This is a genomic window from Myroides sp. C1519, assembly GCF_038039755.1.
Taxonomy (GTDB): Bacteria; Bacteroidota; Bacteroidia; order Flavobacteriales; family Flavobacteriaceae; genus Flavobacterium; species Flavobacterium phaeum_A.
Genome location: NZ_JBBPHM010000010.1, coordinates 15,300 through 35,947 on the forward strand (window position 1 = coordinate 15,300; position 20,648 = coordinate 35,947).

Here is a 20,648-nt window from a genome sequence, read left to right on the forward strand (position 1 = left end):
ACAGCATTGCAAAAACAAGAATTACCCTTTCTTTCTGTCGTCTTTTTTTGTCAAATATTCTACATTTGTACTATGAAACAATGCAACAACATACTAACACTACTGCTCTCGCTTATCTTCATAGCGATTAGTATGTATCCGTGTGCAGATAAGTATGAGCATATTGTTTCTACTAATGAACTTAGTTTTAAGCAGACAACCGTACAACAACACAGTGACAATACACCTCATCAAGATGCGTGTTCTCCTTTGTGTGCCTGTTCTTGTTGTGCCGTATCACTAACTGTTGCCAAACCCACGTCAATACTGACTTTCGAGGCAACTCCTATCAGTTCCAAAGTTAATTCTATTTACCATAAATCGGTCGATAATTTAGTCTATTCTATCTGGCAGCCCCCTAAATTACTGGTATAAATAATCTTATGTTGCGTATTTACTCTTTCTCTTGAAAGCGTAGAATACCGCCATTTTATACCTTAATTTAAACCATACTACAATGTTAGATAAAATCATACATTTTAGTATCCGCAACAAATTTATCGTGGGAATATTCGTCTTTGCCCTTGTGGGACTTGGCGTGTATGCTGCTGTAAATTTGCCAATGGATACACAACCTGATATTACCAATAATCAAGTACAAATCATTACTACCTCTCCTACTTTGGCTACGCAAGAGGTAGAACAATTTATCACCTATCCCATCGAATTAGCAATTAAGCCGATTCCGAATATCACAGAACTTCGCTCTATTAGTCGCTTTGGCTTAAGTGTGATTACCGTTGTCTTTACAGAAAAAACGGACATCTATTGGGCACGAGCACAACTATCAGAAAAATTAAAAAGTGCGGAAGAAGTAATTCCTAAAGGCGTTGGAAAACCAGAGCTTGCTCCTGTGAGTACAGGTTTGGGCGAGATATACCAATATGTTGTTTACGCCAAAGAGGGCTATGAGCAACAATACAATAGTATGGACCTGCGCACCATACAAGATTGGATTATCAAACCACAATTAGTAGGTGTTAAAGGAGTAGCTGAAGTAAATACCTTAGGCGGACAACTAAAGCAATATGAAGTTGCCGTTAAACCAGACCGATTGAAAAGTATGGATACTTCTATCATCGAGATATTTGATGCCTTAGAAGCTAATAACGAAAATACAGGTGGTGCTTATATCGACAAGAAACCTTATGCTTACTTCATCCGAAGTGTTGGAATGATTGGTAGTTTGGAAGACATTGAACGCATCGTTGTCAAAAATGTAAACGGAACCCCTGTGTTGATTCGCGATGTGGCTGATGTGAGAATCGGCAGTAGTATTCGCTATGGCGCTGTAACCAAAGACGGAAAGGGCGAAGATGTAAGCGGAATGGTGATGATGCTAAAGGATGCCAATACCCAAGAGGTAGTTCAATTAGTAAAAGAGCGCATGACACAAATTGAGAAAACACTCCCTGAGGGTGTGGCTATCGAACCGTTTATTGACCGAACGAAGTTGATTGATAAAACGGTGAGTACCATTCAAACCAACCTTGTAGAAGGTGCGTTGATTGTGGTATTTGTCCTTGTTTTACTATTGGGAAATTGGAGAGCCGGACTTATTGTAGCTTCTGTAATCCCCTTAGCCTTATTATTTGCTATTTCGATGATGTACCTGTTTGGCGTGAGTGGTAACCTAATGAGTTTAGGGGCAATTGACTTTGGACTAATCGTAGATGGTGCTGTTATCATTGTAGAGGCCATTGTACACCGACTACACAGTGGTCATAAGCGCAAACTAACCCAATCTGAAATGGATGAACAAGTTTTTAGTTCAGCCTCTAAAATAAGAACCAGTGCCTCTTTTGGTGAAATCATTATCCTTATTGTTTACCTGCCTATTTTAGCCTTATCGGGTATTGAAGGGAAGATGTTTGGACCAATGGCAATGACCGTAGCCTTTGCTATTTTAGGTGCTTTTATCTTATCGCTAACTTATGTTCCGATGATATCTTCTGTGTTTTTATCTAAAACAGCAGGAAAAGAAAAGCCAAACTTCAGCGACAAGCTGATTGATAAACTATACAGTTGGTACAAGCCTCTTTTAGAAGGTGCTTTTAAAATAAAACGCTTGGTGCTTGTGGTGGCCTTCGGACTTTTCGCCTTGGCGTTATTTGTCTTTAGTCGCTTGGGTGGTGAGTTTATCCCTACCCTTGATGAAGGCGATTTAGCGACGCACGTCATCATATCTTCTGGGAGTTCCCTATCACAAGAAATAGAAACAACAACCAAGGCAGAACAACTATTAAAAGAGCGCTTTCCGGAAGTAAAGATGGTTATCTCTAAAATTGGGAGTGCCGAAATACCAACAGACCCAATGCCAATGGAGGCTGCGGATGTAATCATTGTTTTAAAAGACAAAAAAGAATGGGTAAGTGCAAAGACAAAAGAAGAACTGATTGCTAAAATGGAAGAAACCTTAGAGGAGATTCCGGGTGTGAGTACTGAGTTTTCACAGCCTATTCAAATGCGCTTTAACGAACTAATGACCGGTGTTCGTAGTGATGTTGCCATCAAAGTATTTGGTGATGACTTGGACCGCTTAGCCAGTATAGGAGATGAAATCAACGGATTAATAACAACGGTAAACGGCGTGGCTAGTCCAAAACTCGAAAGAGTAACGGGACTTCCGCAAATATCTATTAAGTACGACAAAGACAAATTAGCCTTATACGGTTTAAAAATCTCAGATATCAGTCAGATTGTCCGTGCAGGATATGCAGGTGAAATAGCTGGTTTTGTCTATGAAGGAGAAAAGCGCTTTGACGTTGTAGTGCGCTTAGACCACGATGCCCGTCAAGACATTACAAACCTAAGAGATATGTTTATTCCCCTGCCAAACGGACAGCAAATTCCACTGGGACAAATAGCCTCTGTTGCTTACGAAGATGGTCCACAACAAATTAGTCGTGAAGACGGAAAAAGACGTATTGTGTTAGGTTTTAACGTGCGCGAAAGAGATGTAAAAAGTGTGGTAAACGACATTCAAGACAAGTTAGACCAACACCTCAACCTACCAGATGGGTACTATATTACGTATGGCGGACAATTTGAAAACTTGGTAGATGCACAAAACAGATTGATGGTAGCTGTGCCAATGGCCCTTGCTTTAATCTTTGTTTTACTGTACTTCACCTTTAAATCAGTCAAACAGTCGCTAATGATTTTCACTGCTATTCCCCTTTCAGCTATTGGAGGAGTAGCCGCACTATACCTGCGCGATATGCCCTTTAGCATCTCGGCGGGAGTAGGATTTATTGCTCTTTTTGGAGTAGCCGTTTTAAACGGTATTGTTTTAATCGGACAGTTTAATCAACTAAAAGCAGAGGGTATGAATTTATACGACAGAATAATTGAAGGTACTAAAATACGCTTGCGCCCTGTATTACTTACAGCGGCAGTAGCTTCTTTAGGTTTCTTGCCCATGGCCTTGAGTACAAGTGCTGGTGCAGAAGTACAAAAACCATTAGCAACCGTTGTGATAGGCGGACTTATCTCTGCTACTATCTTAACCTTAATTGTTTTGCCAATCATCTATTATTACGAGGAAAAAGGGTTTGGTATTCGCCAGAAATCAAACACAACAATCATTAGTTCTCTTCTCCTTTTAGTGAGTTTAGGGGCAAATGCGCAAGAGGTAAAACGCCTTTCTCTAAACCAAGCTTTGGAGATTGCACTTGAAAACAACCAAGGTATAAAAGCCGCTGATTTGTCTGTTCAAAGTCAGAAACAAATGACTAAAACCAGTTACGACTTAGCGAAAACAGAGGTTACAACAGGTTTTGGCTACCTCAACGGAAAAGGGCAAAAAGACATTAGCGTTAATGTTAGTCAAGCTTTTAGTCCGTTTACCTATGGTAAGAAGAAAGCGGTGTTAAACAAAAATTACGAAACAGCTATTTTACAACAACAAGGTACTGTAATAGCTACTGAATATGCCGTGAAGCAAGCGTGGGAGAACATCTTGTTTGCCCTTTCAAAAGACCTGTTATTACAAGAACAAGCAGTTTTGTTGAGAGACTTTTCTAAGTCTGCTAAGTTGAGATATGACACGGGAGAAACTACGTTAATGGAGAGTAATGTGGCTATTGCGAAAGAACAAGAAATCAATGTGATGATTACGCAAAATGCAACGGTACTTGAGAATGAAAAGTCTAAAATAAAGGCACTTCTCAATATCACATACGACTTTATCCCTGCTGAAACCGAACTGTATTACGATAAACACAATCCGCTTTCTACTTTAGATTTAAGTCAGAACAACACCTTGCAATTGGCAGCAAAGCAAATTGAGTCTATTGAAGCAGAACGCAAATTAGAGAAAGCTACACTACTACCTGATATTACTTTAGCTTACAATATTGAGTCTGAAGCAGGACCAGTAGAGAGCAACGGACAACTTATTGACAATTACGGCAAGGACCTGCGCATTCCGAGTTATTCCATAGGTATTTCTATTCCCCTTTTCTTTGGCAGTCAATCTTCAAAAATAAAGGCTAAGAAGTATGAAGTACAACAGGTAAGCATGCAAAAAGAGTACATTCACAAGCAATTAGAGGAAACCGTACAACAACAGTTAGACATTATTCAAGCGCAAGAAAAAGTGATTGATTACTATTTAGACAATGCTTTAAAAAATGCGGCTATCATCAAAGACCACGCAAGAAAGCAATACAATAATGGAGATATTTCTTATGTGGAATATATACAGTCAACAGAAACTGCTTTTACAATTCAAAACAATTATTTAGAAGCTGTATTGCAGTACAATTTAAGCCACAATACACTCCATTATTTAGTAAACCAATAAACAAACATCGACATGAAAAAGTCATTCATCATAGTAACTATTGCTGCTTCTCTCCTATTTTGGAACTGCAATAGCAAACAAGAAAATACAACAGATAAGCAAGCTAAAGATACTCCCCTTGCAAATACTGAAACTACGACTGAAAACGAAGCAGGCAATAAAGAAGTGGAGTTAAACAAAGCACAATTCACTACTGCCAACATCAAGTTGGGGGCAATAGAACAAAAAAACCTAAGCGATGTTATTCGCGTTAACGGCAAGACAGAATTACCCGCGCAAAACCAAGCAGATGTGTCTTCTTTTATGAGTGGTACAATTACCAACATCTATGTAAACTTAGGGGATAAGGTAAAAAAAGGACAAGTCATTGCATCAATCGATAGTCCGGAGTTCATCCAATTACAAGAAGAATACCTTATTTCTAAAAACACGTTGGAGTACTTAGAGTTGGAATACCAGCGACAACAAACTCTGCGTGCGGAGAATGTAAACTCGGCTAAAATATATCAAAAGACAAAAGCCGACTTAAACATTGAACGCGCCAGATACCAATCGCTTAGCAATCGCATAAAACTGGTTAATACCATACCCGGACAAAGTTCATCTTCCCTAAAGATAGTAGCCCCAATTTCTGGAAACATTGCTACTATTCCGGTTAAGATTGGAACAAATGTAATGGCAGGACAATCGCTATTTACCTTAGTTGACAACTCCCAAATACACTTGGATTTGATGGTGTATGAAAAAGATTTGGCAAGTGTTCACATCGGTCAGAAGGTTTCGTTTAACCTAACGAATATCGACAAGACAGAAGTAACGGCTACTATTTTCAGCATTGGCAAGTCGTTTGAACCTGGTACAAAAACAGTGGCTGTACACGCGAATATTGACAATATTCCGGATAATCTAATAACGGGATTATATGTAAATGCGTTGATACAAACTGGTCATAATACGGTTGATGTACTTCCGAGTGATGCTATTGTTAAAGCTGATGGTAGGGAGTTTATCTTTTACAATGAAAAAGAAGACGAGAATACAACCGCAAGTGAGCACTTTCACTTTGAACGCGTGGAAGTTAAAACAGGGGTGAGTGAGCTTGGATACACACAAGTAACCGTTCTTGGTACTCCTCCTAAAGACGGAGAAATCGTGGTTAAAGGAGCTTATTACTTACAAAGTCACTTGATTAAAAACGAAGGTGGCGGTGGTCACGAACACTAATCTTAAAACAAAAGCGGATGCCTACTATAGACATCCGCTTTTGTTTTATCTTGTTTATTGAATTACTCCTTTGCTGCATCATCTGCTATAAAGAGCACTTCTATTGTGCTATAAACTAATACAATTTCTTCAACTCTTTAATCAACTGCTCTACTTCTGCCATTGGCATTTTTACTGCACTATTAATTGGTCGCATATCAACCTCTACCGTTAATACACCTTTATTATCCTCTTGATAACCCATTTGTTTAGCTGCAAATTTCACTGTCTTTCCAACGTCGTATTTCTTTCTTTTGTCTTTAAACCATCCGTAATCAGCTTGGTAATAAATAACCTCTTTTCCGAAAGAAATCTCCTCTTTACCATAGGTATTCCATAGGGCTAAACGGAATACGAAATACCCTAAAAAAAGAATAAAGGCAAACAATACGATGCTTAGAATCGACATTCCCTCACCTCCTGACACTACACCACCTACAATTCCGACTATTGGCAAGGCCACACATAAAAATACTAAGATATACAGCACCACTCTAACCATAAGAGATGCTTTCTTTACTTCCAAAACAACCTCGCGATTGTTATACTGATATTGCGTTTTCATACTTAACTGATTCACTTAATTAAAGATAGTAAATTCAGCTTTTAAAAACAATGTAGAATAGTGTGCTTTTGAAAGATTCATCCTTTATATAGAAATATTTTAATACCTTTCTATTGCCTTACTACTTATGCTTTTTTAATCGCTTTAATCATACGGTCGTTTCCTACCATATCTTTTCTCAATTCAATAGCTGTAAACAGTAGCGATTGAAATAACGCAACCGTTTCCGCACCTAAGTATTGATTTATTTCATAGAAAAGCATTCCTCCTTCTTGAAGATTATCATTTGCTAAAGTTGCTATTTTTCGATAGAAAATCAACGCATCGTCATCTTCTACAAATAGCGCTAAATGTGGCTCGTAATCTAAAACATTCTTTTTAATCTCTACTTTTTCTAAGTTTCGAACATAAGGAGGGTTAGACACAATCACATCATACTGTGCAGGTAATTGTTCTAATGCCAAAACATCCTGTAAAATAGCTTGTACCTCAACACCGTTTTCCTTTGCATTGTGTGTTGCCATTTCTAACGCTTTAGGCGATACATCCATCAAAGTAACCTGTGCATTAGGCAACTCCTTTGCTAAGGTAATTCCGATACAACCACTCCCCGTACCAATGTCTAAAATGCGAATAGGCTTATCAGCGTCTACACTATTGATTATCCAGTCTACCAACTCCTCCGTTTCAGGGCGAGGAATTAGGGTATTTTCATTCACGTTAAACGTTAATCCGTAAAAATATGCACGACCAAAGATATACTGAATCGGCTTTTCTTGTTGTAAGTCGGCCAACACCTCATCCCAAGTAGTCAGCTTATCCGTTTGTAAATCGGGATTCATAACCAAGTCAATACGCGACTTCCCTTCTATTTCTTCTAAGGCAATTAAAAACAATTGCTCTGCTTCCATTTCATCATATAAAGGCGAAAGTACTTCCTTAAAGCGGTTTTGATAAGACTTGATTTGCATAGTTGTACACTAAAATTAATGAGTTTTAGCTAAAAAGCTTAAATTTGTTCAAAGATACAGTTTTATCAATTTTGGAAAAACACGAATTATATATTTCTCGTTGCCTACAATTAGCTAAACAAGGGACCTTTGCAGCGATGCCAAACCCCTCAGTAGGAGCTGTTGTGGTGTACAACGATAAAATCATAGGCGAAGGTTTTACTTCTGCTTATGGTGGACCGCACGCAGAACCCAACGCAATTGCATCCGTTAAAAATCAGGAACTACTTAAAGAAAGTACGCTTTACGTGAGCTTAGAACCGTGTAGTCACTTTGGAAAAACACCGCCTTGTTGTGATTTAGTCATCGCAAAGCAAATTCCGAGAGTGGTGATTGGTACTGTAGATCCATTTGCAAAAGTATGCGGTCGTGGTATTCAGAAAATGCGCGAAGCAGGTATTGACGTTGTTGTTGGTGTGTTAGAAAAGGAATGTCAAGAGAGCAATAAACGCTTTTTTACGTTTCACCAAAAACAACGCCCTTATATCATCTTGAAATGGGCAGAAACACCAGACCATTATTTGGCGCCTTTGACAAGGGATAACCAACGTCCTTTTTGGATATCAAATACGTATTCTAAACAAACCGTGCACCAATATCGCAGTGAAGAAATGGCGTTTTTAGTAGGTACGCAAACCGTGCTTGACGACAACCCGTCTTTAACTACAAGAGATTGGTATGGCAACAACCCTGTGCGTGTGTATTTGGATAGAACGGGTAAAGTAGATAGTAGCTTTGCTCTTCAAAATGGAGAGGCTAAAACGATATGCATCACTGCTAATGAAGCCTTGGTTACAACGGAGAACGTTATTTATGAGTATGCCGACTTTGACCAAGATTTGCTACCTCAAGTATGTGCAATTCTGTACCGACATAACATCTTGTCGTTAGTTGTAGAAGGAGGTCGTCAGACATTGCAAAGTTTCATTGACCACAATCTTTGGGATGAAGCGCGTATATTTGTAGGCGAAACCAATTTACACGATGGGTTGAAAGCCCCTGTTATAAGTAAATTTGACACAGAAGAAAAACACCTTATTTTAAACGATACACTACGAATTGTATTCCCGTAAACATGAGTGAAGAAATAGATTCATATAAAACAATAAGCCGACCAACGGAAGAGGTCTTGTATAAAGAGAAGAATAGTAAATTCTTTGGATACGCCTTTCCGATTCAGAAAGAAGAGGAAGTAAAGGAAATCTTAGAAGGTATCAAAAAAGTGCATTACAACGCACGCCATTGGTGCTACGCCTTTCAGTTGGGAGCAGAACAAATATATTACCGCGCCAATGATGATGGGGAACCAAGTAATACTGCTGGTGCTCCTATTTATGGGCAGATACAGTCATTTGAAGTTACAGATGTACTGATTGTTGTTGTCCGTTATTTTGGAGGAGTTAAATTAGGTGTGGGCGGACTTATCACTGCTTATCGAGCAACGGCTCAAATGGCAATGGAAGAAGCTGACATCATTGAAAAAACCATTGACAAGAAGTTTAAGGTTCGCTTTGAATACAAAGACATGAATAATGTGATGCGCGTGATAAAGGAAAAGAACTTAAACATCTTAGACCAAACAATGGAGATGAGTTGTGAAATAGAGTTATCTATCCGAAAAAGTGAATATCCCCAGGCTTTAGAGGCGTTTGTACCTTTTTATGAAGTCAAAGTGATTGAAGCTGATGCAGAAGATTATTAAAATATAAAAGAGCGATTGTCGCTCTTTTTTTGTGGTTTGTATTTTGTGTTGATACAACTGTTCTTTTTAGACCTTCCCCCCTTCGATATCTCCATACTTTTTATTGCTAATACATTTCAAAAGACAACAAAAACAAACTTTTTTTACTTCATTTTGACAATTAAAACTTCATTTTAAAACAAAAACATCTATCAATACTTCCGTTTTTACTTAAAAAAATATAGGATGTGATTATTTTCTTATTAAAAAAAATAGCCTAAAAAAACAACTAAAACACTGTAATACAAACAATTAAAAACAAAAAGACAGCACTAATACTATATAGCTATTCTTTTGATAATAGTAGGATTTACAAGACTTCACCACCTATTGTCTGACAATTGTCCGACAATTCACTGACAATACTCCGTCAACTCTTTGGTATCACTGGCCTGAGCATTATAAACTCGGACAATACTCAGAGAATACTCGGTCAACTCTCTATTGATTGTCTGATAATTCTAAGATTATATTTTAGTTTGACAATTACTACTTATTGGCATTTCAATTTGGAACTAATAATAGATAGGAAACCATCAAAACCCCATTAGACTATGTTTTGTTTATCGTTTACCCTCCAATACCTTAAAAAGATAATTAACTCTACATAAAGACATTATTTTATGATTTTTTATCCCAAAAGTATACTTTATAAAATTCAGCAAATATTATATTAGTACAATGATTATCAACATCTTAATCTTTTATCTATATGGCTGAAATTAAAGAAGGAATATTAGGTGGCTTTCAGGGAAAAGTAGGAACCGTAGTTGGCTTTCCGTGGAGAAATAAGAACTTGATGCGTTCTATGCCAAAAAAAACTTTTAAACCTCGTTCTGAAAAACAATTGACACAGCAGTCTAAATTAACGTATTGTACACAGTTTCTCACCCCTCTACGTAAATTCATAAATAAAAACATTGCTGTATCTAACAAAAGCCAAATTGGTTTTGACTTGTTATTATCCAAACTTATGAAGGAAATGTATATTGAAAATGATGAGACATTTCATATTGATTATTCACACTTATACTTAGCTTTAGGGGTATTACCTACTACTCTAAAAACCAATGTTAAGTTTTTAAAAAACGGAAAGCTTAAATTGCAATGGGAAGATAATAGTTGTCAGGGATTAGCTGAAAAGGAAGATAAATTAAGTGTCATCGCGTTAATGCAGGAAATGCAAAATTTTCACCTTTTTGAACGAATTGCTAATCGCGAAGATGGCAAAATTTCTTTAATACTACCAGATGAATGGATAGATGGTTCTATTCACCTTTGGTATATCTGGAGTAATGCAACAGATGATCTAAATAGTACAAGTATGTACTTAGGGTGTTTAGAGATTCCTGTTAAAGAGCAGGAATAGGGTGTTTTTGGATGTTTTATATATAAAAAAAGCTGTCCTAATTGGACAGCTTTTCTGTTTGTATTATCATACTAAGGTTTAATGTTTTTATTTTTAAAAAATACATTATCAAAATACCATTTATGTCGTCTCTCTATAGAGTGTGGTCTCAAACAAGTTTTATTATATCTGAAAATAGTTATTAAAGTTACTTTCCCTTTTTTCTTTAATATTTGTCTAGTTTTATTTTCATGTTTTTTAAACTTTTCCCCATTATTTAAAGCATATGCTTGTGGATATATATTGATTAAACATGCACTTCCTCCTATAACATGTGGTACTATATGACCTCCTTGATCATTATATCTATCTGTTCTTTGTAAACTAATCTGTGGGTAATTAACTTCTCCATCCTTAAATATAAGTGAATCTGTCTGTTTTGTATTATCTCTATAATTATTAACCTCCTCATCTTTAATCAAAGCTATATACTTAATTACCCTTCCTAAATTATCTGTATAAATTGTACTTTCAACATTATTCAAACAAAATTTATAGATGAAATTAGATAGTAATTTTGGGTGGTTTAATATCTCAATAAACCCTTGTTCTAAATACATTGTTCTTCGAGAAACTCGCCCAATATTTACAAAATTATTCTTATCATACACTCTGTTATTTTTACAAGTTATCCCTCTTCTTAATTCTCTTTCTACAACTTTACCAATAACCACACCTCCTTTTTGCCGACCTTGTACATATCTAATATTATCAAATAAATCAACTACATCATCCTCTTTTTCTGTATTTTCATTTTTCTTATCTTCCTTATTTTTATCTTGTTTTCTATTTTTCTTTATAGGCTTACTATTCCTAACAATTACGGTTTTACTAAAACCAAATCTTATTTTGGAAAAATAAAAACTTAAACTGATTATAAATTTTAATAATCCACTAATTACAAAAAATGCAATAACTAATAATAAGCTAAGAATAATTATCCATACTAACCAGAGCATAATTGGCCAACCAATCTCTTGTTTAGCTTTCCATACTCCAATTAAAACTTCTGAATCATTCATTATCCTATCATTTATAATATCAATATCCTCTGATAATAATACAATTCCTCCACCTAACTCTCTTTTTCCTAATTCAGGATTTATTTTAATTTTAATATTTACCTCTTGTTCTAACTTTTCGCTATCAATCGTAAATATATTATTTTCATAATGTCTATTATTAAAGTAAACTTTAACTCCGGAAGGAACATTACCTAGCGAATCTAAAAAAGCTAAAGCTGCCCTAGAATTATACCTTTTACTATCCTCATTAAAACCTATAACAAATTTTTTCTCTAACATTATAGTATCAGTTAGAAACCATTTAGGGGTGTACTCTAATGACTTAACTAAAAAACTAGGTTTACTAGGTAGAAAAGCAAAAGGTTCTTTATACTTCTCGACTCCAAAGTCGTACTTTTCTAAAGCATCTTTATTTGATTTACTTGAACATGAATACAAACAAATGGCAAGTAAAAAGACAAACACTAAACTTTTATAACTCATTTTTATTTAGCTTTAAAATACATTGAACGAATACCTACATTATCTATCTGAATATTTATCATATCCGGGGTAAAAAATAACAATGGATTCAACTCCTTATTATAGTTTATATGTAAACTTCCAGATACTGATAATGGAATATTTTTTCTTTCTACTTTTTCTTCAAAAAATACTTTTATTTTTTCTCCTTCATTTAAATGATTCTCAACTTTTATAATTCGGTAGTAACTCTCTATTTCTCCTTCTGCAACAATATTTAATCCTACAATATTTTTAAATTTCTTATTACTTATATCAAAAGTCAATGGTAAAGCATTATCTTTTATAATATTCATTCTATAAAAATTTTTACTCATCAAGAAAGAAACATTTACATCCATTGACTTAATCATCCATATTTGAGATGATGAATTAATAGCCTGTGCTATTCCAACCTCATTTGCATGTTCAGTTAACATCACATAAAAAGCAAAGAAATACTTGTTTTTTGAAAAATTTGACCATTTAGATATATCATTAAACAAAACTTCTTTATCTGGTCCTGTGTTATGTAACCCATCAGTTAACATGAAAAAATAATTCACTTTAGTAGTGTCAATTTGAGCAACACCTGCTTTCCAAGCATCAACTATATTTGTATCCCCTTTTTTAATTTCTAAATTATTTATATAATCAACAATCTCACTTTTATCTTTAATAATAAAGTTACTTATCCCGTGTACTTTATTTGTAAAAGGAATAAATGTAACCTCTGTATCATCTGATTTTATATTATTGATAGTATTTACTAAACTTTGTTTAACTTCTTGAAAGATATTCGGTGTATCCACACTTCCTTTTCCTTCCATAGAAGCTGTTAAATCAACTAAGTAAATTCTCTTCTCTTTTAGTTTTACTTGGGCATAAATGCTATTCAAGCTTAAAAAACATAAAATACAACCAAAAATAAATTTCATTATTTTTCTCATTTTTTTTAAATATTATATCACTCTTTTCATTTCTTTTACTTTATGCTCGATATATCGAATATCAACATATAGTAAAATAATTTTTATTATAAAAGCCCACATAAAAATCTTCATATGCCTCTTTACTAACATTGTAAAATCTTGTTGTAAATGAATATCTTTATAAAATTCTTCTAATATTTGCCACCTTTCTCCTATACCATATCTATTATCAAATTCCGCTATGAATTCTAATCTCTTTACTGTTTTTGAATCCATTTCTTCAAATAACTCAACTTGACTAAGCTCTTTTCCTTTTTGAATTTGTTCATTAATGTATAAAGGCGTTACTAAAATAAAAGTCCAAACAAATAAAACACTAAACCTTAATACATTAGATAGAATCGAAATTTGACCTAACTCCCTATTAGTATTCGTTCTTCTTATTAATGAAAAAATCAATACAAAATATAAACCTCCCAAAAACAATGAAACTCCTCCTATTAATAATTTATAATTAAGCGTTCTCACATAACCAAAAATATCATATCCATAGATATCTAAACTTTTGAAAGTAAAATATGTATAGTAGCTATAAAAAACAGTCAAACTTCCCCAGAGAATATATAGCACTCCATGATAAATTGACAACCAAAATCCTTTTGTTGCTTTTAACCGATAATCTTTAAAAGGAAGAAATTTTCTTTCTCCTGAAAAAAACACTAATGGTAATGATAAATAAACTAAAACTCCAACTATAAGCTTAATCAAAAACTTTGTAATTTTCCATAATAATTTTAATATTCTCCACGCATAATGAATAATTACAGCAATCATAAAAACACATTTTTTTCTTACTTACTAAAGACATTTCTAGCCTCTATATCTAACGCTTTTGCTTTATCAATACTATAATCAATTCCATTATCTCCCATTTTGCCTTTGTATTCGATAACTGTTTCTAGTAATCCTTTACCTTTTTTAAACTGTGTTATTTTCCCTGCTGTTGCTATACAATTATCTTCCGAATTGTATAAAATATCTATCTTATTTTCTGTATATCCTTTAGATGAAGTAATGTCCCTAATTGTGTCTTTACTCAATATTTTAACATAAGCATAATCATCTCCTTCAGCATAGTATCTTCCATCCACTAAAGCATCTGCAATTCTCTTTTTACTATCTAATACCATTGCTTTGCTTTGATTTTCATTTTCAACTTTATTTCCTTTAATTTTATTCATTTCTTGAGCATGACTTACTTCGTTGTTTTTTCTTGCATCAATTTCTTTTTCAAACCTTAGCGACTCTTCTTTTGTTTTCTTATCTAACAAAGCTTTATATATCTCAAGTTTCTTTGTATTGTAATCCCTATCCAAGTCTAATAATTGTTTTTGATACTCTCTTTCAATAATTAATCTATCAAATTCATTATCTTTCATATTACTCATCTTTTTTATCTCAATTTCTTCTTGAGAAAGTATTTGCTGGTGATGAGTATTCTTTAAAAGATTTCTTTCCAATTCAAATCTTTCTAATTCTTCTAATTGAGTTATGTATTCTTTTCTTTTTTGAAGATTAGCTAATAACATTTCTTGTTGCTCATGATTTATTTTTGAATTCAAATTACTATTATAATCGTTTTCTAAATCTAATCTTTGAACTTCTTCACTCTTTTTCGTTCTCTCCGCAATATTTGAGTCAAAAACTTGTTGGTTTATTTCTATCTTTTTTAAATCTTGGCGCTTATCCTCTTCTACTTTTTCTATATGAACATAGTCTTTAGCAGTTATCTCTCTTATTCTTTCTTCCTCTACTTGCTTTGCATTTCTACTTACATACTCCCCTCCTTCTTCTAATACTGTACTTTGACTTTTAATTACTTCATCTCTATCATACATTTGAAAATCATAAGGAGCTCTTTCCATCATCAATTTGAATATAATTGGTGTCAACTCTAATACGACAAATAATACTGTCAACGACCAAGAAATCACTGGGCTAATTTCATGAGCCAAACGAAGTTGATTTACAAAGCTTCCTTTAGCTTCTTTTATAGTAACACTCTTTTCTTCAAGGTCTTGTTCTATTTTTTGTTGACTATTTTTAAAAGTATTCTCTGCTTTTTTTATAGAAATATTTAAATCATCAACTTCCATTTGCATTTTAGCAACTTGCTTTTTATATTCATTTGCTATTGGACCGACTCCTTTATTACCACTATTTTGCCCTCCTAATTCTCTATTATAAAGTGTTCTTATTTCTTTTAACTCCTTTTCAGCTTTTACTAATTCTTCTTTAAGGTCAGCAATAGTAGTTTTATTGTTTCTTAATTCTGTATTAGTCTGAAATTCAATTTTTTTCAAGGCCTCTTTTCCACCAACATGCTCCAACTCTATTTTCTCTTTAATATCTTTTTCAAATATTTTTATCTCAATTGGTTTTGAAATAACAAAAGAGATAATTAATCCCATAATTATACGTGGAATTGCTTGCTTACATTTTGTCCAAGTCGATTTTCCAATATTAGCTGGAGTAGAAGAAACAATAAAACGATCAAGGTTAAAAATAATAAGTGCCCAAACTACCCCCATAAGATAAGGCCATAAACTCTCTGAATCAATTGGAAAGAAAATAGTACGTATAGCATAAGATCCAGAAATAAACGCAAGAAAAGCTGTAGCGTAAACTGTTCCACCCATACAAGCCATTTTTACTTGATCAGAATACGTTCCTTTTTTTAATAAATATGGATCTGCTCCAGCAGCGAACCACATTGGTCTTAGTAAAAATGTGTTTGCAGAATAATTTGCTTGTTTATTACTTGAAGATGAACTCCCTAAAATATCACTAATAAAGGACATATAATTTATTTATTTTTTAAACTCTATTTTTATAAGCTCTACGCTTTCTACAGCTCTTGTTACTCCCATGTACCATTCGTAGTTACTTGCCCTATTAGGTTTATCAACTATTAATACAATATGCTTTCTCTCTAAGCCCTTAAATTTTATTGGTGTTGTATAGTTTAACTCATCTATAGTAAAATTCTCATCTGTAAGAAATGTAACACCACATTCTTCTATAATTTGACAGATATCTTCTCTTCGATTGATAATACTTGCCTGTACTAAAACAATAATATCTTTTGCTCGTAAAGAAGACTTTGGATCTTGAATACTCGTTACATATCGCTTAATCGCTTTTTGAAACTCCTTTTTACCTCTTACAACATTCAAGCTCACTTGTTGTTTTCTACTATAATATGAAACATCAAGTATATCTTCTGGATTATATTTTACATCTAATGCGAGCTGATTAATTTCCCCTTCTGCAATATTTCTTCTCGACTTTCTCAATCTATAATGTGCATAATAATCTTTCAATAAATACGCATATTCACGAACATCACCTTCCCCTTGATTAAAACTTTGCTTAAAATCATATAACACCAATGAACGTCCTCTTTTTAACCCATCTCCAGTTACACACATCTTGTCTAAAAACACATCAAGATTTCTATCAAACAAATCTTGTGCTTCATCAATAATGATGTAGTCATATCGTTTTCCTCCCTTTTCTAAATAACTAACAATAGCTTCTCTTGCTTTTAACGAAAATTCCTCTGAGCTAAAACCATAACATTCTTGTTTTGTTAGATTCGGACAATGCGCAACTACAAAGTCAAAATAATTCAAGACATCTATATTAATGCCCCTAGCCTTAAAGCGCTCTTCATTATGTAATCTTAAAAAATGAGTCCAACATAAATATAATCCATTCAGATCCTTATTTAAATCAGCAAAAGCTAGAGCTAATGTCGTTTTTCCAGTACCTGGATCACCTTGAATCATCAGTCTCGAATTATCTTCCAATGCCTCTAAAACCCCAATACTATCAATCTGTAACCATTCAAGCGTATCAAATCCTTTCAATACATTCTTATCTTCAATGTTGACATTAAGTATGTTGCTAATACTTGCCATTAAAAGATTACTAACCGGTGTAAAATCAAAACTATGTGCTTGACTTAATTTTTCAATATGTCGGTCATAGACACTATTCAAAAAGTTTTCAATATTATTATAAATAAATCCCTTCTTATATTTGCTATAAATCAACTTATCGTCAAATCTTGGATGCTCGAAACGAATATTAACACTCGGAAATGCTACAGCATCACATATCAAAATATTACCATATTGCTGAAGAAACTGCTTTCTCAATATATGTTTATGTTGACTCGCCTGTCTAAAAGGATTTGTTATTTTTGTCCAATCCCCGTTTCCTTTACAATAAAATTGATTATTTTCAATCTTAATATTCCCTCCTTTGACTTCTAATACAATTATTCCACGCTTACCAATTATAATAAAGTCAACCTCTCCTTCAACTTTTTCTAATTCTTCAAAATCATCTGTAACTGCTACATCATAACTAAACCAGACTTGCCAATTCTCTTTACTTTGTTGCAATTGTTGTAATAATTCTCTATAAATAAGCCACTCACCTTTATTACCAACTTCTGTACTTGAAAATATATTTTCTTCTATAAATTGAATCGGGTATGATGGAAAAAATTGTACAGCCATAATTTTTATTCATTTCATAGGCAAACCCAATCTCCCTCTACAACCTTAGCAAAATTGCCGTATTTCTGTATTTGTTGTTGAAGCTCATAATTAGGTCTTACCCATATTTCTATTTGAAAGGTACTCTTACCTTCCTTGATTACACTTTGTGTGTGATGCAAAGGCAGACTTAGTACGTAAGGCTTTTGTGAAATGGCAAACTCAATAACAATACGCTGTCTATCCGAATCACTATGATTTAACCCTACTATCTCACTAAACAAAGCCTTGGCCTCATCTAACCTTGGTTTAAACTTCTTTTGTGTTAGTTCTACCTGTTTGATACGGTCTAAACCAAAACTCAAAAACTCCTCACCTACCTCTGCTATTAAATACCACCTATTTTGATATTGTTTAAAATACAATGGTCTTACTAAACTCTCTTTTGCCTTTATACTGCGGTAACTTTGATGTGTTAACTTGACTTCTAACCTCCTTTGTAAGGCAGTTAAAAGCGTGTTGAAAAAATTAATATTGTACAAACACGTTTGTTGTTCAAACTCGATATACTTTATTGCATCTATATCTTCACCTGCTTTTTTCATCAACAGACTAATCACTTCATAGTTTTCAATAAACTTATTTAAACTCAAAACGTCTAATCTCTCTTCATTTTCCTCTACCTCATTTAAAACATAGACCTTACTCAACCTATTGTAAACAATTGGTATATTAAGTTCCTCTATCAACTTTTTACGCAAGCGATTCCACGTTTCATAACTTATAGGTCCACCTTCATCTCCAAGTTGACTACATATATAATCAACCGTTAACTCTCCCTTTACCTTAAATGCCTCAAGTACTTTTTGAACCCTTATCAAGTCTTTCATCCTTTCACAGTATTACAATGACAGTACAAAGAAAACAGACTACACTGTCAAAACACGCAAGTCTATTTTATTTCTATTACTTCTATAAAACCAGGACTACAAGCAAAGCCTTTTTTCAAGTCTACACCATATACTCTTAAGAAAGCTTCTTGTATTGGTTTACCTTGTTCTACCATCCACGGGGGAGTAAAAGATACGAATTCAACACTCATCCCTTTCTCAATGTACATTTCACCTTCTTTATGTGTACGAAGTACCGTAGCTCTATATCTTGCCATAATTCTTCATTTTCTAATTAAACGTAACAACATTTTCAACCATTCAAAACAAAAAAAGGGTGAACACTACCTTTTTTTTAGTGAAAAAAAATTCACTCAAAAAAACATAGTGTTCACCCAATTTTACAAAGGCATTATCTCTAAAAATAACTCCCACGTTTATTATAAACTACATTCTCAAAAAAGCACAAAAAAAGAGGTTGATACCACAAAATGCGATATCAACCTCTTTTAAAACTATATTCTATTATGTAAAATTACAATCCTAAGAAACCTACAAAGTCAGCATACTGTTTTGCTAAATACAACTGATACTCTTCAGTTCTTTCTACTTTCACCTTACCATACTCTGGTTGTGCAACCACATAGTATAAGAAAGCATCTACTCTATCCTTAGGAATTTTCATATCCTCTAACAAATCACTTTTAGGGTATTCCTCAACAAACTCTTGAATACGGATATCTAATCTTTCGTATAAAATCGCTGTCTTATCCTTTTTCTTTCTTCCTGAAATCAAATTAGCTAACGCATCTAAACTAATACCCATTCCATAATTTGCCGTAGAAGCAAACACAGTATTGTTCTTTTTATATCTTCTTTCAGCAGGAGTCAACTTCTTCTTATTTCCTACTTCAAACAAATCATCATCGAAATTCTTGTGTAAAATAACAACCTCCTCTAACGTTTGACCTGGCTTAGTGAACACAACATTCACTCTACCTAATTTAAAATCCTCTGCTGTCATCACATAATCCACAGGAGAAATTCTTTTATTAGTGAACTGAATTGTATCACCAACTTGCGTATTGATCATAAAATAACCACGACCATCAAGTTTAGTTTCTTCATTACTATTTTTATTAACAATAGTAGCAGGTACTATTTTACCGTCATACATACGAGCACGTCCGTCAATAATCTTCGTTTCTTGAGCAAAAACACTCATAGAAAATAGACATCCGATACCCATTAGCCAATAAGCTGATTTCATAATATTTGTTTTATGTAAATATAATTATTTGTTTTTAGTAAAACCATTAATTACAAAAAGTCTTTTTTATACTAATTTTCTATTGCAGAAATCTTTTCAACAACATATTTTGGAGCAGCGATTGGACGACCCGTTTTCATATCAATAAACACCAATACAGAATTACCAGTTGTTAACAATTCACCCGCTTCATTATACAATTCATAATCGAATTCTATCTTCACGGAACTCAGCTTTTTAAAGACAGTTCTGATGGTCAAAATCTCATCGTATTTTGCTGATTTTTTATAGTTCATTGTCAAAGAGACAACGGGCAACATCACCCCCATTTCCTCCATCTTCTTATATGATACCCCAAGGTTCCTCAACCACTCAACCCTCCCAATTTCAAGGTATTGCGCATAATTACCGTGATAAACAACCCCCATTTGATCTGTCTCTGCATAACGCACTCTGACGTTACAATCAAAATATTTCATATTCCTTTTAATTATATTTGTTTCTTCTTTTTTTTATAGTACTTACCAAATTAATTTGTTTTATACAATGCCTATAAAGTTTTTTTATCCCAAAATTTGTTCACATATTTGTGCTCGCAAACAAAGGTAATTTTCACCCCCTGGAAATTT

The 20,648-nt window shown here is 33.8% G+C and carries 17 protein-coding genes; 6 read left to right on the top strand and 11 right to left on the bottom strand.

Translation table 11 applies throughout. From position 1 onward, the window contains the following. Window positions 1-132: 132 nt before the first annotated feature. From AABL81_RS13565 to AABL81_RS07250, 3 genes are all read left to right on the top strand, one after another. Entirely contained in the window at window positions 133-414 is a 282-nt protein-coding gene (locus tag AABL81_RS13565) for a DUF6660 family protein (RefSeq protein ID WP_445929826.1), read from the top strand. Between the two features lie 82 nt (window positions 415-496). Next, on the top strand, window positions 497-4,846 hold the full coding sequence (locus tag AABL81_RS07245) for a CusA/CzcA family heavy metal efflux RND transporter (RefSeq protein WP_341340689.1): 4,350 nt from the start codon (window positions 497-499) through the stop codon (window positions 4,844-4,846). Window positions 4,847-4,858: 12 nt separating this feature from the next. Then, a complete protein-coding gene (locus tag AABL81_RS07250) occupies window positions 4,859-6,070 on the top strand; it encodes an efflux RND transporter periplasmic adaptor subunit (RefSeq protein ID WP_341340690.1) in 1,212 nt (403 codons plus the stop codon). Window positions 6,071-6,185: 115 nt separating this feature from the next. Here the strand turns inward: AABL81_RS07250 and AABL81_RS07255 are convergent, their stop codons facing one another. Together AABL81_RS07255 and prmC are read right to left on the bottom strand one after the other, a co-directional pair. Beyond that, on the bottom strand, window positions 6,186-6,674 hold the full coding sequence (locus AABL81_RS07255; protein ID WP_341340691.1) for a hypothetical protein: 489 nt from the start codon (window positions 6,672-6,674) through the stop codon (window positions 6,186-6,188). Between the two features lie 125 nt (window positions 6,675-6,799). Continuing rightward, entirely contained in the window at window positions 6,800-7,645 is an 846-nt protein-coding gene (prmC, locus tag AABL81_RS07260; RefSeq protein ID WP_341340692.1) for a peptide chain release factor N(5)-glutamine methyltransferase, read from the bottom strand. Between the two features lie 44 nt (window positions 7,646-7,689). On the opposite strand from prmC, the gene ribD reads away from it, so the two are divergent. The 3 genes from ribD to AABL81_RS07275 all read left to right on the top strand — a co-directional run bounded on the left by ribD (window position 7,690) and on the right by AABL81_RS07275 (window position 10,794). Beyond that, a complete protein-coding gene (gene ribD / locus AABL81_RS07265) occupies window positions 7,690-8,757 on the top strand; it encodes a bifunctional diaminohydroxyphosphoribosylaminopyrimidine deaminase/5-amino-6-(5-phosphoribosylamino)uracil reductase RibD (RefSeq protein WP_341340693.1) in 1,068 nt (355 codons plus the stop codon). A gap of 2 nt (window positions 8,758-8,759) precedes the next feature. Beyond that, entirely contained in the window at window positions 8,760-9,386 is a 627-nt protein-coding gene (locus AABL81_RS07270) for an IMPACT family protein (RefSeq protein WP_341340694.1), read from the top strand. 751 nt (window positions 9,387-10,137) lie between these two features. Continuing rightward, window positions 10,138-10,794: a DUF6266 family protein gene (locus AABL81_RS07275; RefSeq protein ID WP_341340695.1), complete on the top strand. Its 657-nt coding sequence runs from the start codon at window positions 10,138-10,140 to the stop codon at window positions 10,792-10,794. A 71-nt stretch (window positions 10,795-10,865) separates the two neighbouring features. Here AABL81_RS07275 and AABL81_RS07280 read toward each other — a convergent pair whose 3' ends face one another. The 9 genes from AABL81_RS07280 to AABL81_RS07320 all read right to left on the bottom strand — a co-directional run bounded on the left by AABL81_RS07280 (window position 10,866) and on the right by AABL81_RS07320 (window position 20,498). Beyond that, window positions 10,866-12,341: a DNA/RNA non-specific endonuclease gene (locus tag AABL81_RS07280; RefSeq protein WP_341340696.1), complete on the bottom strand. Its 1,476-nt coding sequence runs from the start codon at window positions 12,339-12,341 to the stop codon at window positions 10,866-10,868. Window positions 12,342-12,343: 2 nt separating this feature from the next. Then, window positions 12,344-13,297 (bottom strand): VWA domain-containing protein, encoded by a 954-nt coding sequence (locus AABL81_RS07285; protein ID WP_341340697.1) that lies wholly within the window; start codon window positions 13,295-13,297, stop codon window positions 12,344-12,346. A 24-nt stretch (window positions 13,298-13,321) separates the two neighbouring features. After that, a complete protein-coding gene (locus AABL81_RS07290) occupies window positions 13,322-14,125 on the bottom strand; it encodes a hypothetical protein (protein ID WP_341340698.1) in 804 nt (267 codons plus the stop codon). Window positions 14,126-14,142: 17 nt separating this feature from the next. Continuing rightward, complete coding sequence (locus AABL81_RS07295; RefSeq protein WP_341340699.1) at window positions 14,143-16,152, bottom strand: DUF4407 domain-containing protein; 2,010 nt, start codon at window positions 16,150-16,152, stop codon at window positions 14,143-14,145. A 9-nt stretch (window positions 16,153-16,161) separates the two neighbouring features. Continuing rightward, entirely contained in the window at window positions 16,162-17,880 is a 1,719-nt protein-coding gene (locus AABL81_RS07300) for a nuclease-related domain-containing DEAD/DEAH box helicase (protein WP_341340700.1), read from the bottom strand. A 14-nt stretch (window positions 17,881-17,894) separates the two neighbouring features. Next, a complete protein-coding gene (locus AABL81_RS07305) occupies window positions 17,895-18,749 on the bottom strand; it encodes a helix-turn-helix transcriptional regulator (RefSeq protein ID WP_341340701.1) in 855 nt (284 codons plus the stop codon). Between the two features lie 62 nt (window positions 18,750-18,811). Beyond that, on the bottom strand, window positions 18,812-19,027 hold the full coding sequence (locus AABL81_RS07310) for a DUF6140 family protein (protein ID WP_158211297.1): 216 nt from the start codon (window positions 19,025-19,027) through the stop codon (window positions 18,812-18,814). 257 nt (window positions 19,028-19,284) lie between these two features. Next, window positions 19,285-20,019, bottom strand: coding sequence for a hypothetical protein (locus tag AABL81_RS07315; protein WP_158211298.1), 735 nt, complete (start codon window positions 20,017-20,019; stop codon window positions 19,285-19,287). A gap of 71 nt (window positions 20,020-20,090) precedes the next feature. Beyond that, window positions 20,091-20,498, bottom strand: a complete 408-nt coding sequence (locus AABL81_RS07320) for an acyl-CoA thioesterase (RefSeq protein WP_158211299.1) — start codon at window positions 20,496-20,498, stop codon at window positions 20,091-20,093. Window positions 20,499-20,648: the final 150 nt, after the last annotated feature.